Consider the following 17,136-nt stretch of genomic DNA (forward strand, 5'->3'; position numbering starts at 1 on the left):
CGATTTTTGTCCTCGTAAAACCCAAGCCCTAATTCCGTTTCCCCCGTTTGGGATCACAAAGGTGCAAACTTTTTCCCAGTTGGCAAGAAGAGAAACCTAACTTTTTTTGTAACCCCTGAATTTCAAGGGAATAATTTTCAACTTCTCCACTAATTACCCATTTACACTTATTGAACTCACCATATAACTGTTTATTGGAATATTAAGAAGTTTTCCTAAAAACCAAACAATTCAACAGCATTGGACAAGAAGGGTAATGCTTTTTCAATATTAATAACCATGTGTCCATGGTTACAAGCCTAAGAGACTTTTCTGTATAGGCGAAATAGTAAACCAAATTAGTCTGGCAAATGGTTCCCAGATATAAAAGATTTTTCTTTGTTCCTAAGTTTCTTTTCACCACGGAGTGTTTGGTTTAATCGCCAATGTCCTTCGGGGAAAAGTAAACGCGGAGGATTACCGGTATTACAATCCTGAGTTTTGTATTCTATTAATCACGTACGCTGGTGCCAAAACGAACCCCAAATTGCTCAACAACTACCATGGAAGGTAAATACAAAAGCGGTACGATGTTACCCTGCTGATCCATGTCCTGATAAAGGACAGCCTTTGAAATATTCGCTACCCTTATTGGGATATTGGGATGCCCTATTCTATTGAGCTTTAAATTACTTTCTTAGAAAGTGAAAAATGTGACCTCGTCAGGATTCAAACCTGAAACCTCCTGAGCCGTAATCAGGTGCTCTATTCAGTTGAGCTACGAGGCCAAAATCCTATGGGATTGCAAATGTAGGGATAAAACCAATATTTACAAAGACCTTCCTGCCGTCACTATCGCAATTTATTCCTGCTTTAAATTTCTATTAAGAATAATTAAGAGATTTAGCTCATGGAATCAGGTAAGATTTCCTAATTTAGCACCTTGAAAATTCAATCGCCATTTCTTTTATGAACAAGCTTACTCTTATAATACTATTGTGTGCCTTAAGTTGGAGTGCTATTGCACAGGAAAAGGAAAGAACTCCTATTGGAGGTAGACCCAATATAAAAGGAGATCTTTTTTTAGACTTTGGGTTCAACTTTTTGAATAACCGACCCGAGGATTTGAATACACGCTTTTTTGCCTCCAGGGTTTTTAACGTTTACTACCAAACCAGTATAGATTTAGGGGAAGCAACCGGAGTTACCTTTAATCCCGGAATAGGATTGGGATTGGAAAAGTTGGCCTTCCAAGATAACCAGACCTTGGTCCACAACCCTGAAATAGGTCCAAATTCCAGTCAAATAGTTCCTATTACCGATGTGTTTGGAGACAATATACTTGTGGAAAGCAACACAATGGCATTGAACTACGTCGATATACCGATAGAGTTCAGGTACCATTTGAACAGGGAAAACTATAACCGGGGATTTAGGGTGGCTGTAGGTGCCAAAGTGGGGTTTCTTTACAGCGCGCACACCAAGATAGAAGTTACCGACTCAGAAGGGCTTAACCAGAAGGTGAAAAACAGGCAAGATTACGGTTTAAGTCCCATACGATACGGCATTTATACTCGGCTAGGATTTCCAGGGTTTAACGTTTGGTCCTATTACGGTTTAAATGGGGTTTTCAGGGAAGGCCAAGGGCCATTCGGCACAGAAACAACACAATTTAATTTCGGGGTTTCCGTGGCCCTTTTTTAAATAAGTAAAATATAGTAGTAGCCAAGGAAACAAAAAGTGAATCCGAAAAAGAACCCTCCGTATATTTCAGAAGGTTTATGCGCCTCTAAAGAGAGCCGGGCAGTTGCCAACGCCCCGCAAGCCATGATAGTTGCGATCATAGGATAGATTAAGGAGTTAAAGTCAAACTTTATGGAAAGCACCACTATGATGGCAAGCATACCGGCTAGCCCAGTAAGGTGGGCGCTGATTTTCCAAAAAACCGTGATAACTGTAAGCACAATAACACATAGGGCAATAATTGCCATGGTTCCCACCAGCAGGAAATCCACGTTAAGCTTATGGTGAAAAAAAAGTGCTGTCATCAGATAAAAAGAGGATATGATGGTAAAGGGCATTATCCTTTCCTTTTTATCAGGCATGCGAAAACTTTTGATGGATGAGGTCCACTTCATCCCTATAATACTGATCATTGGCACCAAAAAGGTCGTGAGCATGACAAGGAGTAACAAGCTCCACTTAGCACTCTTTGGTACACTGGTGGCCTCAGGGGTTAAATAAAACAATATGGCGGTAATAAAGGTAGGCACTATCAATGGCTGCAAAACCACTGATAATGCCTCTGCTAGTTTTTTATTCACTACAATTCTTTTCTTAATCTTGCCACAGGAATCTGCAGCTGTTCCCTATATTTAGCCACAGTTCTTCTGGCGATGTTATATCCTTTTTGATTAAGCAGCTTCACTAACTTATCATCGGAAAGGGGTTTCTTCTTGTCTTCATTCTCCACCAGTTTACCAAGTACACTTTTTACCTCACGATTGGAAACGTCTTCTCCCCCATCTGTGGATATTCCTTCTGAAAAGAAGTATTTGAGAGGGAATATTCCAAATTCCGTCTGAATGGATTTGCTATTGGCGACCCTGGATACGGTAGAAATGTCCATGTCAATTTTCTCGGCAATGTCTTTTAGGATCATGGGTCTCAATTTAGTTTCATCCCCATCTAGGAAAAACTCATATTGAAAATCCAGGATTGCCTGCATGGTTTTAAGCAAAGTTTGCTGGCGCTGCTTTATGGCATCAATAAACCACTTGGCCGCATCCAGTTTTTGTTTCACAAAGGAAACCGTTTCCTTAAGTTTTTTATCCTTTTTGTCGCTTTTGTCATAGGCACTAAACATCTCGGAATAGGACCTGCTTACCCTTAATTCAGGGGCGTTTTTAGAGTTTAGGGAAATCTCAAATTTACCATTGATATTCTGAAGGATAAAATCCGGCAGTATATATTGTGTCCTTATCATCCCATCCGAAACCCCTCCTGGTTTGGGATTGAGCCGTGTGATCAAATGCACCACCTCCTTCAGCACATCTTCGTCTATATGGCATTTCTTTTGGATTTTGTCATAATGCTTTTTGATAAACTCCTCAAAGCAATGCTGAATGACAAAAATTGCTTGTTGGACCATTGGCTCGTGGTGGTCCTCCTTCCTTTCTAATTGAATAATGAGACATTCCTGAAGGTTTCTGGCGGCTATGCCAGGAGGGTCAAAAGATTGTATTTTCACCAGTATCTCCTCCAGTTCATCAAGGTCGGTTTCCATATTCTGGCTAAATGCCAAGTCATTGACTATAGCTTCGAGATCCCTGCGGATGTAACCATCACTTTCGATACTTCCGATAAGTTGTTTGCCAATGATTTTCTGCCTATCATCCAGTTTAAGGAAATTGAGCTGGGAGACCAATTGCTCATGCAGGGACACTCCGCTTGATATGGGGATTTCCCTATCCTCCTCATCAGTGGAATAGTTGCCGTCCCCTTGCATCTTATAGCCTCCATATTCATCATTTAGGTATTCCTCTATGTTGATGTCCTTATCTTCCTTTGTCTCACCGGTATCCATACTGTCCTGATATTCGTCCGTATTGGTATCCGGTTCTTCCTCCCTACCCTCCTCTAGAGCAGGATTGATCTCCAACTCCTCCTCAATCCTGGTTTCCAGTTCCGCAGTTGGCACCTGCAGCAACTTAATAAACTGGATTTGCTGAGGGGAAAGCTTCTGAGACAGTATCTGGTTTAAATTCAGTTTTTGCATATAATCTTACAGGGCATAAAATGTTAGGTAGTGAATATTAATTGTTGGCAAAGCCCATCTTTAGCCAAATGGATTTTCAAATTTAGGAAATAAGATCAAAATTTTGATAAAAAGCTTATTATATCGTTTTTTTGCATTCTGTTTTTACCAGGGTTAGCCTAAGCAGGACAGGATTTCTCATTCGTGCGTAAATTTTCGGAAATGGCATTCAACAAAAGGATAAAAATTAAGGACTTAATTGAGCAAGGGGCAGCACAAACATCTGCCACCTTAATGGGCTGGGTACGTACTAAAAGAAGCAACAAACATGTAAGCTTCATCGCCTTAAATGATGGGTCATGCATTCAGAATTACCAAATTGTAGCTGACCCAAACACAATCCCTGAAGAAACGCTTAGAAAAATCAACACCGGTGCTTGCATAAGAGCCTTGGGAAAGGTAGTGGCTTCACAAGGAAGTGGGCAGGCCACAGAACTATTGGCAGAAGAAATACAGGTTCTCGGGGAGTCCGATGCTGAGAAATACCCCATACAGCCAAAAAAACATTCCATGGAGTTCCTACGGGAAAATGCTCACCTAAGAATGCGTACAAATACCTTCGCGGCAATCTTCCGGGTTCGGCATAACCTGGCATTTGCTGTTCATGAATATTTTCACAAGAAGGGCTTTTTTTTAATCCACACTCCCATCATCACTGCTTCGGATGCTGAAGGAGCCGGTGAGACCTTCAGGGTCACTATGCTGGACTTAAAAAACCCACCCAAAACGGATAGTGGTCAAATAGATTTTGGCCAGGATTTCTTTGAAAGGGAAACCAATTTGACGGTCTCCGGCCAACTGGAAGGAGAACTGGCGGCATTAGCCCTATCTGAAATCTATACATTTGGCCCCACGTTCCGGGCAGAAAATTCCAATACCACCAGGCACCTGGCCGAATTTTGGATGATAGAGCCTGAGATGGCCTTCTACGATGCAGAGGACAATCAAAACCTCGCTGAGGAGTTTCTTCAATACATCATTTCATTTGCCTTAGAGCATTCCAAGGAAGACTTGGAGTTTTTGGACAAGAGAGCAGCAGAGGAGGAAAAAGCCAAAAAAGCAGAACTCAGGAGTGAAATGGGGCTGCTAGAAAGGCTCCAATTTGTCACAGAAAACAAGTTCGTAAGAGTTTCCTATACCGAAGCCCTGGATATATTAAGAGATTCCAAGCCAAATAAAAAGAAAAAATTTACCTTCCCCATCACCGATTGGGGGACTGATCTTCAATCCGAGCATGAAAGGTATTTGGTGGAAAAACATTTTAAGAAGCCGGTGATCCTTTTTGATTATCCCAAAGCCATCAAATCTTTTTATATGCGGCAAAATGAAGATGGAAAAACCGTGGCGGCCATGGACATCCTTTTCCCCGGCATAGGAGAAATTGTAGGTGGTTCGCAAAGGGAAGAAAGATTGGACCTCCTCGTGGACAGGATGAAGGAACTTGGCATCAGTAGGGAGGAAATGTGGTGGTACCTGGACACCAGAAAGTTTGGCACCACCCCACATGCAGGTTTTGGGCTGGGTTTTGAGCGGTTGGTGCAATTTGTGACAGGAATGGGCAATATCAGGGATGTTATCCCTTTTCCACGTACACCCGGTAACGCAGAGTTCTAACAATAATGGCCACAAAATTAAATTTGTGGCCTTCTTTTTGTCCTACACACAAAAAATTTCTAAATTGTTAGTATATGGACAAGTTTTTGAAATTTCTGAAAACAGAAGCAATAGGTGGGCACATTATCAGGGTATCACTCGCATGCCTTCTCCTCTTTGGCGGTTTTACCAAAATGAAACTGATTGGCGAGATGGACTTCAATATTTTCTGGGCGGTATTTGTGGCAGCAATTGAGACCATTGCCGCAATTGGGTTGTTGATCCACTATAAAAACCCTATCTACGGGATGATCGGAGGGGTTTTAGCCTTAATATCCATTTTTCTCAGGTTGCTTTTTTCACTAACTTGGGTTAAGGATAATGTATTACATTCGGACTCCTTCTGGAGTGCCCTGAATACTTTTCTCGGGATATACAACAATGGGCTTTTCCATATCACCCTTTTATTGGGGGCAGGAGTCTACTGCTTGGGTAACTCCTATAAAAACTATATCAGGGACAGAATTACCCAACCATGGCCGCATTAACCCAAACCTAGATCTAGATAGGTCTGAGGTATGGCTTCTATTACATCAGAGGCCAACATACCTCGCAATTTTTCCTTTGCCGCAATGTTACCAGCAAGACCATGGTGAAAAATACCCGTTATGGCTGCATTTTCTGGAGAATAGCCTTGACCCAAAAATGAGGTAATCACCCCTGTCAATACATCCCCTGTTCCACCAGTCCCAAGGTATGGAGTTCCTGAACTGTTGAAATATTGATCTCCATTAGGAAGATTAGTACATGTATGTGCACCTTTAAGCACCAAGACACATTGGTGCTTTATGGCAAAGTCACGGGCCAAAGCCAATCGCTGGATTTGATTTTCACAAACACCCGCCAATCTTTCGAATTCCTTTAAGTGTGGGGTCAATATGTGTCCTTCTAAAAACCCGTACCAATCCTTGTGGGTGGCAAGTATATTCAAGGCATCGGCATCCAAGACCATTGGCACTTTAGCACTTTCCAACAGCTCCTTGAGTAATATGGCCGACGATTCTGCTTGCCCCATACCAGGCCCTACTCCCACAGCATCAAAGGCTGAAATATCCAACGGGGGAGCCAACTCCTTTTCCCCTTTTCCTGGAATCACCATTGCCTCGGGAACTCCAGATTGGATGATTTCAACTCCGCAGCTAGGGCAAAAGGTTGACACCAAACCAGACCCAGTTCTCAAAGCGGCCTTGGTGGACAGCAATATAGCTCCAATTTTACCATAACTCCCACCCACCAACAGCACCTTTCCAAAATCGCCCTTATGACTGAAGGCATGGAATTTCCTGTGTAGAGCTCCTACCTTCGGAGAGCCTACCCAAAATCTATTGGATTCCTGTTCATCAAAGAACCCCATATCTATCCCTATATCCTTTACCACTAATGTGCCTGTGTATTTGGCATGCTCAGGAAGTAAAAGTGAGAATTTTGGAAACTGAAAAGAAACGGTATAGTCTGCTTCAAAAGCTGCCCCTTCCAAAAGTTCATCCGCAGGTAGTCCTGAAGGCATATCCACACTTACCCTATGGGCCCTAACCTGGTTCATATGATTTATCAAATCCAAATATTCTCCCTCAAGGGGCCGGTTGATGCCTACTCCAAAGACTGCATCCACAATGATTTCTTCTTCTGGAATAGGGGGATTCGCTGCATCAAAAGGAAAAAAGCCCACTGATTCTGGTAAAAGGTTTTTATTTATGGAGAAATCCTCTGAAGCCTTATTCAAGTCCCCACAAAAAATCACCTTCACCTTATACCCACTTTCGTGCAAAAGCCTGGCTATGGCTAAACCATCACCCCCGTTGTTTCCAGTGCCAACGTAAATGCCCACCGCTTTTTCCCTTTCAAAAGTGCTGCAAAACCATTGATAAAACGCTTTTGCTGCCCTTTCCATCAACTGGGTTGAGGTGATTTGGGCATGCGAAATATAGGCTTGGTCAATTTTCTTAACTTGCTTTCCAGAGATTATTCTTTGCATACGAATAAGTGTTTGGTAACAGTCCACAAAAAGCATCCCAAAAGCCGTTTTGGGAAACTGAATACCCAAACCTAATTCCGCATTAACAAAGGTTTAATTAGCCATTTTCGATTTATGGATAAAATTTAGCAAAAAAATTAAGCAGAAACCTGGACATACCTACCCTCAGGCAAAAATTTTAGCATATACTTCAACATCCTTAGAAATGGCAGACACAATTTGCTGCGGGGGAATAGTGGGTTCTTTATGGCCATGTTCCGCTCCCCCAAGGTCATATTCCACGTGTAGGATTTTTGGTAGTGCTTGATCCTCCCATCGGGGATGTTCTTTCAACAAGCTGAACTTTACATTTCCCTCTCCTAAAGGAACATTTATGGGTTGATCCCCTTTACCTTGAGGATTACCCCACACGAAATCCTTAAGGTCAAAACTCCTAATCTTGTCCTTTACTAAGTGAAAGACATTTTCAAAGGACTTATACCCCTCTACAGTAGCATGCCTGAGGTCAAACTGTATACCAATATGGTCAGGGTTAATTCCTTTTAGCATTTGATGAACTTCCCATACCGAACCCCCAATCCTAGCACCTGCATGGTTTTGATAATGCCCTGTCACATCATATTTTTCATGAAGTTCGGCAGCCTTTTTTAATTGCCCATTGTATTTCTCAAGGTCCGCAAGAATGTCCTTCGTCTGAAAATTCAAATACCCCATTCTGTAGTGGCGGATTCCCTCACCTGAAATTGTCTTAAGAAACTCTTCCATTTCACCCATTCGGTTTACGTTCATATTTGTGGTGAGTATGGGAGTATTTAATTTTAATTTATCACTTTCCCTTTTCAGTGCCGGAAGTTTGGAAGAGATGTCTTGTATATCAAAAAAACCATTTTCCCTTACCGGCAAATCTATTCCTGAAAACCCCATTTCTTGGACAGCCTTAGGAACATCTTCCAATGGCAACCATTGTAAAACTTTGGTAAACAGGTAAAAGGGCTGTGGGCCTTGCTGCTTCGAAGGAGCCAAAGTGGCTCCCAAAGATAAAATAGGATTGGACACTAAGGCCCCAGAGAATAAGGCTACGTGTTTGCAAGCATCTCTTCGGTTCATTTCAGGTTCGTTTGTTTAAACAGCAATATACCAAATTTCCCTAAGCCCGCTTACTGGATAGAATGGATATTACTCCGTTTTCGTAAAATCATAGACGATTTCTAAGGCTGGATCCAGGGACATGCCACCTGGATTTAATCCAGGCTCACCCTCTGGGATAGGAATCCCCAAATCTTCGAAATAAGCTTCCCACACTGAAAAAGTATTACCGGTGGCGGGATCCTTAAAAGTCATTGGGCTTACCTCAAAAACAGGATGACCCAAATTGGCCTTCATGAAGGCCACATGTATGAGTTCTGTGCAATAGTAGGCATCATTAAAGAAATCAAATTTATGATCATAGGGTTTGCCAATTAGGGACTTCCCTACTTGAATGGCATCAGGTATCAGTGATCGATATTTGTGCTTTAAACGACCCACTACTACATTGGACTTACCCTCCTCATTGAGGTCTCTCTCCAGAAAAGTTTCAAGAGGAGTAAGTTTCACCCCCTCTGAAACCGCTTCCAAGACCATCCATTTTCCCTCTTTCTTTACTAATAATCCGTTATGTGAAAAGTCCCTGCCTTGGTAACCGTCCGTAACCTTTCTTATCGCCTCACAAAAATCCCCACAATCTCCATCCTGAAAAAGAATATCCCCTTCCTTCCAATCGAATCCGGAGGAAACAGGCCTGCAAGAAAAACAAGCGACCAACACCCAATAACAAACTATTGCAGAGCAGCTAATTTTCATGTCAAACCAAAAAGAAAAACAATAGGGAAACTGCAAGAACCAAAATCATCCTTTTTGCCTTTTCATTATGCTCCTTGGCCACTTTCCTTCGCCTTACCAAAAGGACAGCCATACTAAGGGAAAGTAATTGAGCACCTATACCCACACCTGTTAGCAAATTGATCCTTGAAGATATGCCTGGATCATAGTAAAGAGCCATCAAGGGAATCACAGCACATATAATACCCAGGATTCCCAAGTAAAAAGTTCTGGAAAGTATTTTCTCGTCGGAAATATCTACCCACTTCATACGTTTTTCTTTTTCATTTTTTCAAAATATGCAGTAAGTTCTTCCAAGGTTTTGGTATTCAGAGTCATCTCTTTGGTCAAGCCTCCCTTTCTGCCTACCAGTACACCATATTTCATATCTGCAAACCCGCCAGTTTCATGGGCATCCGGGTTGATGGATAGCATTACTCCTTTATCCATGGCATAATGTACCCACCTCCAATCCAAGTCCAGCCTCCATGGGTTAGCGTTAATTTCTATAACCACTTCGTATTTGGCACAGGCATCTATTATAGCCTTATGGTCAATAGGGTAACCTTCTCTCCTTAGCAATAAGCGTCCTGTGGGATGACCAAGAATTGTAGTATAGGGATTTTGAATGGCTTTCAGCAGCCTGGCAGTAGCCTTTTTCACATCCATTCCCAGGCCAGAATGAACAGAGGCCACCACATAGTCAAAGGTTTGGAGCACCTGGTTGGGATAATCCAGGCTACCGTCCATCAGGATATCGCTTTCGATGCCCCTAAAGATTTTAAATGGGGCCATTTCTGAATTCAGCTCCTCTATTTCCTTTAATTGCTTCTTTACCCTTTCTTCGTTCAGTCCATTTGCATAAAATGCCGACTGGCTATGATCCGCCATTCCCAAATAGGAAAAGCCCTGCTCCCTACAATATTCAGCCATTTCCCTAAGGGTATGCCTTCCATCGCTATAGGTAGAATGATTGTGCAGGGGCCCTTTTAAATCCTCCACCTCCAAAAGCTTTGGCAAATTACCTTCCTTCGCCATTTCCCATTCAAAATGGCCTTCCCTAAGTTCTGCAGGAATAAAGCGGCTGCCTACCGTGGCATACGCCTCCTCTTCCGATGCGAATTTTTCAGACCGTACCACATCCAACCAGGTACGGGTTTCATCCACAAGGGTTAAGAGATGGCCTTTAGAGGCAGTTCTAAGTAAACATTGTTGGTGAAAACCCTCTTCTCCCACCAACCAGATTACGACAGGTATAGCTCCATTAAGGAACCCACCCCAGCGGAAAGGACTGGAATTTTTTAGTTCTTTTTCTAATATGGACAACCCATCTATTTTTTTATGACCTTGTTCTGCATTGTCAGTGGCCACTACTATTTCAAGAAATTCTATGATCTCCAATGTCCGGCCAAAATCCCCTACTACACTGACTTTAGCATCTCCGAAGTTTTCCTTTAGTTGGGTAAGAAGTTGGTTCGTAGGCTCGTCTACCTCTGCATAAAGGTACTTGCCCAAATTGGCATCCATGAACTCCAATGCTGTAATGATACTCTCCTGGGTTTTTTCTCCAAACCCCTTGAGTTCTGCTACTTTTCCTGCCTGACAGGCTTCCATCAACTCATGGGTGGAGGTGATCCCAAGTTCCTTCCACAAAATTTTGATTTTTTTTGGGCCCAGCCCTTTGATCTGAAGTACCTCCAGTATTCCCTCCGGAGTGTTTTCCAACAGCTCTTCCAAAAGGGAATGTGAACCTGTGGAAAGCAGCTCCTGGATTACAGTTGCGATACTTTTACCTATTCCATTTATTTCCTGAAGAGCAGAAAAGCCCAATTCGGATAATTGGGGAGACTCCCTTTCTATGGTGTTCACTGCACTTTGGTAACTTCTTATTTTAAAGACATTCTCTTCATGGAGTTCCATGAGTTGAATGGTCAATTTAAGGGTTTTGGTGATTTGCTTGTTATCCAAAATAATTGGGGGTTGTAATGAATAAAACACAAATGTCCATAATATTTGTTTCAAAATAAAATGATATAAGCTATCTTATGGATGGCAAACAGGGGATCTAGAGGGAAACAACACTCCCTAGGTGCAGGTGCCGATATTTACTGGAATACCACACCCTAAATCCCTGAATATTGCGTTGTTAAGAAACCTGATAACCACTAAATGAACTATTGGCTAATTAAAACTGAACCGAAATCCTATTCATTGGAGGACTTGAGGGTAAAAAAACGGGATATCTGGGATGGAGTACGGAATTTCCAGGCCCGAAATTATCTGGATAAAATGAATTTAGGGGATAGAATTTTTGTTTATCATAGTGGAAAACAAAAATCAATTGTGGGAATGGCTACCGTTTCAAAAACAGCCTTTCCTGACCCAAGTGCAGATGGAAGTGACGGATGGCTTGCCACCGAAATTGCATATTACTGTCACTTCCCCAACACACTCAGCCTGAAATCCATAAAATCCTTACCTGCACTTGAAAACCTACTTCTTATCAAGCAGCCAAGGCTCTCGGTAATGCCTGTCGAAAGGCATCATGCCGATTGGTTGTTAAACTACCTAAAAGATGAAAAAACTGAGTTGCTTTAGCTTATTCTGGTTTTTAGCCACATTCGGTATAGCCCTAAGCCAGGTGCAATTTACCCAGAGGATGGAGGTGGAGACTCAATGGTTTGATGATGACTTTATCGTGCTACCTACAGAAAATGGATTGGTAGCTTTCCGAGTCGTAAACCACAAAGAACAAAACCGTAAAAATGTTTTTCAGTATGTGGTCACAGACTTTCAGCTCAACCAGGGAGACCTCATGGAGTTTGGGTTGAAGGAAAACTATGAGCTTCTTGGTTTTGACCTGGATAAGGAATACCTCTATGTTCTTTTTCAAAAAGGGCCGGTATATAACAGCGAGAGGCACATTCTGGAGATTAATCTGGAAACTAGGGAGATTGATCAGACTACGCTAAGCAGTGTATTAAACTTGGAACTCCAAGACTTTCTTGTCTTTAACAAGAAAGCAGTTTTTATGGGCACCTTCGAGTATAGGCCTGTCATCCAGATTTTAGACATGAAAAGTAAAGGAGTAGCGACTGTCCCGGGCGTATTTGAAAAAGATGCAAAGGTCTTGCAAATGAGAAAAGACCCCGAGCTCAATGTTTTTGATGTTTTGATGAGCAGACGGGACATGTACAAGAAAAAAATAGTCACCATATTAACTTATGATGTGACAGGCAACAAGCTTAGGGAGGTAAAAATTGACGATTTGGATGACCCCTCTATGGAGATCGTGGAGGGACTTTTAACTTCTTCCTATGATTATAAACAGGCTTTGATAGGGCCTTTCGGGCTGAGGAAAAAAGAGGCCTACCAAGGTATTTATTTTACTAAAATAAATGAATTCGGGGAGTACAAAAACAATTTTTATACTGTCTCTGATTTCGAGAATTTTTACAATTATCTGCCGGAAAAGACACGTGAGAGAAGGCTAAAAACCCTGGAAAAAGACATGGAAAAGGGCAAAAACACGCCTATAAGAAATGTGGTGGTGACAAGGGAGGTTACAGATCTTGGAGGTGCATTTTTGGTTTATAATGACCATTTTATCTCCTCATCCTCCAGATATATCCCCAGAGATGGCATGTATGCAAGCAACTTCTATAGGATGAACCCCATGATGATGGGTGGATTTGGTCACATTTACAATCCCATGTGGATGGATCCAAGATTCAGAAACACTCAAATGACGCATCATTACAAGTTTCTATCCGCCCAGTTTATGTTGTTGGATATGGAAGGTAAGATTATTTGGGACAACTCCCTTTCTCTCAATAATATGAGCAAACAAGACCCGAATAAGTTTGGGGAGGTGAGTTTTGATGGCAGCAACCTATTCTACGCCTATCTAGATGGCCCACAAATCATGCTCAGCCAATTTAAAAACGGTGAATTGGTGATTGAAAACGAGCCATTTGAAATCGAGCTGGTCAATGAAAACGAAAGGATCAAGGATACTAAGGAATCCAGTTTACACCTTATGTGGTGGCACGATGAATATTATTTGCTCACAGGAAAGCAAAAAATCAGGTATCAAAACGAGGAGGGTAGAGAAAGAGTGAAAGACGTTAATTTTTTTACTAAAATAAAGGTGGAGGACCTTATATGATCACAGTATTGGCAGGCATGTGAGTAAATGTTTTTATATATTTGTGCTCAAGTTTTCGCCATGCAGAAAAGACTAGTTTTAGACCAAACCCAGATCGGCATCACCATAAGTAGGTTTTGTTATCAACTTATAGAAAATCACGATGACTTTGAGAATACGGTCCTTCTTGGGCTGCAGCCCAGGGGTTCCTTGGTATTAGATAGGCTGATTGACAGGTTAAAGGAAATCACCTCAAAAACAGTACTTCATGGTTATTTAGATGCCACTTTTCACAGAGATGATTTCAGAAGAAGGGATCTTCCACTCAGGGCCAATGAGACTAAGATCGATTTTTTGATTGAGAACAAAAAGGTGGTGTTAGTGGATGATGTTCTTTACAAGGGCAGATCGGTAAGGGCGGCAATGGATGCAATGATCGCTTTTGGCAGGCCCCAAAAGGTAGAGCTTATGGTATTAATAGACCGCAAGTACACGAGGGATTTCCCCATTAAACCGGATTATTTCGGTAGGCAAGTAAATACCCTGGAGAGCCAGTATGTGAGTGTGGAGTGGAAATCTCAGGATTATTTGGAAGACTCCATTTGGATAACAGAAAAGTCATTGAAAAATTAATATGCAAGCATTTAGCGTAAGGCACTTACTGGGTATAAAAGACATCAATCCTAAAGATATAGAGACAATCTTTGAAACAGCAGATAATTTCAAAGATGTACTTAACAGACCCATAAAAAAGGTCCCTTCGCTCAGGGATATCACGATTGCAAATATCTTTTTTGAAAACTCCACCCGCACACGATTATCTTTTGAACTAGCCGAAAAAAGGCTTTCCGCAGATACCATCAACTTCTCCTCCAGCAATAGCTCTGTTAAAAAAGGAGAAACCCTGGTGGACACTGTCAATAACATACTGGCCATGAAAGTGGATATGGTGGTGATGCGGCACAGCAGTCCGGGAGCACCCCATTTCCTATCCCGGCACATCAACGCGAATATTATCAATGCAGGCGACGGGACTCACGAACACCCCACTCAAGCACTATTGGACGCCTACAGCATCCGCGAAAAACTGGGGGAGGTGGCAGGAAAAAAAGTGGCCATTATCGGCGATATCCTCCACTCAAGAGTAGCCCTTTCCAATATTTTTTGCTTACAAAAGCTTGGGGCAGAAGTAATGGTTTGTGGCCCCATCACCCTCTTGCCCAAACATATCTCCAGTTTGGGGGTTAAAGTGGAACTGGATGTAAAAAAGGCCTTGCAATGGTGTGATGTTGCCAACGTGCTGCGGATTCAACTAGAAAGGCAACAAATCAAATATTTTCCCTCCCTCCGAGAATATTCACTTTATTACGGAATCAACAAACAACTATTGGATCAGCTGGGTAAAAGCATCGTGATCATGCACCCGGGGCCAATAAATCGAGGGGTAGAATTGAATTCCGACGTTGCGGATTCCGAACATTCCATCATCTTACACCAGGTAGAAAATGGCGTAGCCATTAGGATGGCGGTGCTGTATTTGCTGGCAGGAACAAAATAAAAAAACCCGGCTTTACCGGGCTTTTTTTTCATTAGAAGAGAAGGCGGAAGAATAGGTGAAAACCATGGTCAAAAGACCTAACAGAAGCAAAACCAAATTCCCCCAAAAATACCCTTTTCCATAGGAAGCCAACTGATCATAGTCCCCCAAAAGAGGATATAGTTTATAGAGAGCTACGATCGAAAGAACAAGGGCTATATAAAAGGTGATTTTCTTTGCCAACACCTCCCCTATTATCTTTTTACAATGGTAGTGGTAGGAGAATAGATGCCAAAAGTGATGGCATTTATCAAACCGTCAATAAAGGTATGCTGAATAGTCACTTCATAATCTGTGGCATTTCCAGCCATCTCATTAACATCAGAAATGGCAATAGGTGCCAACCCGTAGATCAAATAATGATTCATTTTCTTGGTCTCAAGACCCGTTTGAGGGCCATCCCCTACCGTCCAGGTATAAGTATAACAAGAACTGGTTCCTGCCAAGATTAAAAGTGCTAATGCGAGATTCAATATCGTTTTTCTCATGATCTTTTAAAAGGTTAAGATTAATCTTGATTTTCCCCAAAGTTAATCAAATATCCCCAACAAAAACACCCTAAACAGGCACCTTTTCCTGAAGGTAGGTCGTTTTTAAATTTTAAGGGCATTTGAATGATTATTCCTGACATATGAATTAGCATCTTCTTAACCAAACCCAATAAAAAATAGGCTTAGTTTAGGCCTAAATGTTTAAATTGCAAGAAATATTTGCGCACGAAAGCTGAAACATTAATGATTTACGACTCCATCATTGAAACGATAGGAAATACTCCACTGATTAGACTTAACAGGCTAAATCGAGGGATTAAAGGCGATGTCTTGGTAAAGGTTGAATATTTCAACCCCGGTAACTCCGTAAAAGACAGGATGGCAATAAAAATGCTGGAGGATGCGGAGAAAGAGGGTGCCATTAAGCCTGGGGGCACCATCATAGAAGGGACAAGTGGAAATACCGGAATGGGTCTGGCCTTGGCAGCAATTTCTAAAGGCTATAAGTGCATCTTTACGATGGCTGACAAACAATCCAAGGAAAAAATTGACATCCTAAAAGCTGTGGGAGCTGAGGTCATCGTATGCCCCACAAATGTGGCCCCTGATGACCCGAGGTCTTATTATTCAGTAGCCAAAAAGTTGAACCAAGACATTCCCAATTCCTTTTACCCCAATCAATACGACAACCTATCAAACTGGAAAGCCCATTATGAAACCACCGGTCCCGAGATTTGGAGAGATACCGGAGGCAAAATCACACACTTCGCTGCGGGGGTAGGTACTGGTGGTACTATGACAGGAACCTCTAGGTTTCTGAAAGAAAAAAATAACAAAGTGGTTGCTGTAGGAATAGACACCTATGGATCTGTATTCAAGAAATACAAAGAAACAGGAATCTTTGATGAGGATGAAATTTACCCCTACCTAACGGAGGGTATAGGTGAGGACATACTCCCTAAAAACGTGGATTTCGACATGATTGACCACTTTGAAAAAGTAACGGACAAGGATGCCGCTGTGATGACAAGAAGGCTGTCGAGAGAAGAGGGACTTTTTGTAGGCTGGTCTTGTGGGTCTGCTGTGCATGGTGCACTTGAGTATGCCAAGGTGAATTTAAAAGAGGGGGATCTAATGGTTATTTTGCTTCCCGATCATGGCACCCGCTATTTAGGCAAGGTATATAATGACGATTGGATGCGCAACCATGGTTTTTTAGAGGACAAGAGTTTCGGTACAGCCCGGGACATAATTTCCTCCCGACAAGGCCTTTATGAATTAGTGGTAGTGAAAAAAGACTCCAAAGTAAACGAGGCAATTGCCTTGATGAATGGCAAAAGTGTATCCCAAATTCCTGTAGTGGAAAATGGTCAAGTTATCGGCAGCGTTACGGACAACAAATTACTCCACAAAATCATAGAAAACCCCAATTTAAAGGATTCCGAGGTAGCTGATGTTATGGAAGACAGCATGAAATTCGTAGCAATGGATAGTACACTGGATGTTTTATCCAGCATGGTTGACAAGGAAAAGGCGGTACTGGTGAGGGACGAAAACCACCAGATCCACATTATTACCAAACACGACATCTTGGCTGCAATGACCCGATAACTCCTT

At 42.0% G+C, this 17,136-nt stretch carries 16 protein-coding genes and 1 tRNA gene; 8 read left to right on the top strand and 9 right to left on the bottom strand.

What is annotated here, in order from left to right; all coding sequences use genetic code 11:
- Positions 1-693: 693 nt before the first annotated feature.
- Positions 694-767: transfer RNA gene (locus DB520_RS25385), tRNA-Arg, on the bottom strand.
- 181 nt (positions 768-948) lie between these two features.
- On the opposite strand from DB520_RS25385, the gene DB520_RS25390 reads away from it, so the two are divergent.
- Complete coding sequence (locus DB520_RS25390) at positions 949-1,683, top strand: porin family protein (RefSeq protein ID WP_114752599.1); 735 nt, start codon at positions 949-951, stop codon at positions 1,681-1,683.
- Here the strand turns inward: DB520_RS25390 and DB520_RS25395 are convergent.
- Positions 1,680-2,303: a PA-phosphatase gene (locus DB520_RS25395; RefSeq protein ID WP_114752600.1), complete on the bottom strand. Its 624-nt coding sequence runs from the start codon at positions 2,301-2,303 to the stop codon at positions 1,680-1,682. The two genes, DB520_RS25390 and DB520_RS25395, sit on opposite strands and share 4 nt — an antisense overlap.
- Positions 2,303-3,757, bottom strand: coding sequence for an RNA polymerase factor sigma-54 (gene rpoN / locus DB520_RS25400; RefSeq protein ID WP_114752601.1), 1,455 nt, complete (start codon positions 3,755-3,757; stop codon positions 2,303-2,305). Before rpoN ends, DB520_RS25395 begins: the two co-directional genes overlap by 1 nt.
- A gap of 201 nt (positions 3,758-3,958) precedes the next feature.
- Between rpoN and asnS the strand changes: the two genes are divergently transcribed.
- Entirely contained in the window at positions 3,959-5,410 is a 1,452-nt protein-coding gene (gene asnS, locus DB520_RS25405) for an asparagine--tRNA ligase (protein ID WP_114752602.1), read from the top strand.
- A 74-nt stretch (positions 5,411-5,484) separates the two neighbouring features.
- Positions 5,485-5,937, top strand: a complete 453-nt coding sequence (locus tag DB520_RS25410; protein WP_114752603.1) for a hypothetical protein — start codon at positions 5,485-5,487, stop codon at positions 5,935-5,937.
- Here the strand turns inward: DB520_RS25410 and DB520_RS25415 are convergent.
- From DB520_RS25415 to polX, 5 genes are all read right to left on the bottom strand, one after another.
- Positions 5,934-7,424: an NAD(P)H-hydrate dehydratase gene (locus tag DB520_RS25415; RefSeq protein WP_114752633.1), complete on the bottom strand. Its 1,491-nt coding sequence runs from the start codon at positions 7,422-7,424 to the stop codon at positions 5,934-5,936. The genes DB520_RS25410 and DB520_RS25415 overlap by 4 nt on opposite strands.
- A 165-nt stretch (positions 7,425-7,589) precedes the next feature.
- On the bottom strand, positions 7,590-8,531 hold the full coding sequence (locus DB520_RS25420) for a sugar phosphate isomerase/epimerase family protein (protein ID WP_114752604.1): 942 nt from the start codon (positions 8,529-8,531) through the stop codon (positions 7,590-7,592).
- Positions 8,532-8,600: 69 nt separating this feature from the next.
- On the bottom strand, positions 8,601-9,266 hold the full coding sequence (locus DB520_RS25425; protein WP_114752605.1) for a YiiX/YebB-like N1pC/P60 family cysteine hydrolase: 666 nt from the start codon (positions 9,264-9,266) through the stop codon (positions 8,601-8,603).
- A 1-nt stretch (position 9,267) separates the two neighbouring features.
- The gene (locus DB520_RS25430; protein WP_114752606.1) at positions 9,268-9,555 is read right to left on the bottom strand and encodes a hypothetical protein; all 288 of its coding nucleotides are present in this window, start codon (positions 9,553-9,555) and stop codon (positions 9,268-9,270) included.
- Positions 9,552-11,252: a DNA polymerase/3'-5' exonuclease PolX gene (gene polX, locus DB520_RS25435; RefSeq protein ID WP_114752634.1), complete on the bottom strand. Its 1,701-nt coding sequence runs from the start codon at positions 11,250-11,252 to the stop codon at positions 9,552-9,554. The genes DB520_RS25430 and polX overlap by 4 nt, the downstream gene beginning before the upstream one ends.
- Before the next feature lie 201 nt (positions 11,253-11,453).
- Here polX and DB520_RS25440 point away from each other — a divergent pair, with 201 nt between their 5' ends.
- Genes DB520_RS25440 through DB520_RS25455 form a run of 4 tightly spaced genes read left to right on the top strand, consistent with a single transcriptional unit; the run spans position 11,454 to position 14,989 of the window.
- The gene (locus DB520_RS25440; RefSeq protein WP_114752607.1) at positions 11,454-11,882 is read left to right on the top strand and encodes an EVE domain-containing protein; all 429 of its coding nucleotides are present in this window, start codon (positions 11,454-11,456) and stop codon (positions 11,880-11,882) included.
- Positions 11,860-13,452 (top strand): transcriptional regulator, encoded by a 1,593-nt coding sequence (locus DB520_RS25445; RefSeq protein WP_198675459.1) that lies wholly within the window; start codon positions 11,860-11,862, stop codon positions 13,450-13,452. The genes DB520_RS25440 and DB520_RS25445 overlap by 23 nt, the downstream gene beginning before the upstream one ends.
- A gap of 60 nt (positions 13,453-13,512) precedes the next feature.
- On the top strand, positions 13,513-14,064 hold the full coding sequence (pyrR, locus tag DB520_RS25450) for a bifunctional pyr operon transcriptional regulator/uracil phosphoribosyltransferase PyrR (RefSeq protein WP_114752608.1): 552 nt from the start codon (positions 13,513-13,515) through the stop codon (positions 14,062-14,064).
- A 1-nt stretch (position 14,065) separates the two neighbouring features.
- Positions 14,066-14,989, top strand: coding sequence for an aspartate carbamoyltransferase catalytic subunit (locus DB520_RS25455; protein WP_114752609.1), 924 nt, complete (start codon positions 14,066-14,068; stop codon positions 14,987-14,989).
- Between the two features lie 233 nt (positions 14,990-15,222).
- Here the strand turns inward: DB520_RS25455 and DB520_RS25465 are convergent, their stop codons facing one another.
- Positions 15,223-15,516, bottom strand: coding sequence for a Bor family protein (locus DB520_RS25465; protein ID WP_114752611.1), 294 nt, complete (start codon positions 15,514-15,516; stop codon positions 15,223-15,225).
- 246 nt (positions 15,517-15,762) lie between these two features.
- On the opposite strand from DB520_RS25465, the gene DB520_RS25470 reads away from it, so the two are divergent.
- Positions 15,763-17,130: a cystathionine beta-synthase gene (locus DB520_RS25470; protein ID WP_114752612.1), complete on the top strand. Its 1,368-nt coding sequence runs from the start codon at positions 15,763-15,765 to the stop codon at positions 17,128-17,130.
- The last annotated feature ends 6 nt before the right edge of the window (positions 17,131-17,136 follow it).

This window comes from Pleomorphovibrio marinus (assembly GCF_003347495.1).
Taxonomy (GTDB): domain Bacteria; phylum Bacteroidota; class Bacteroidia; order Cytophagales; family Cyclobacteriaceae; genus Pleomorphovibrio; species Pleomorphovibrio marinus.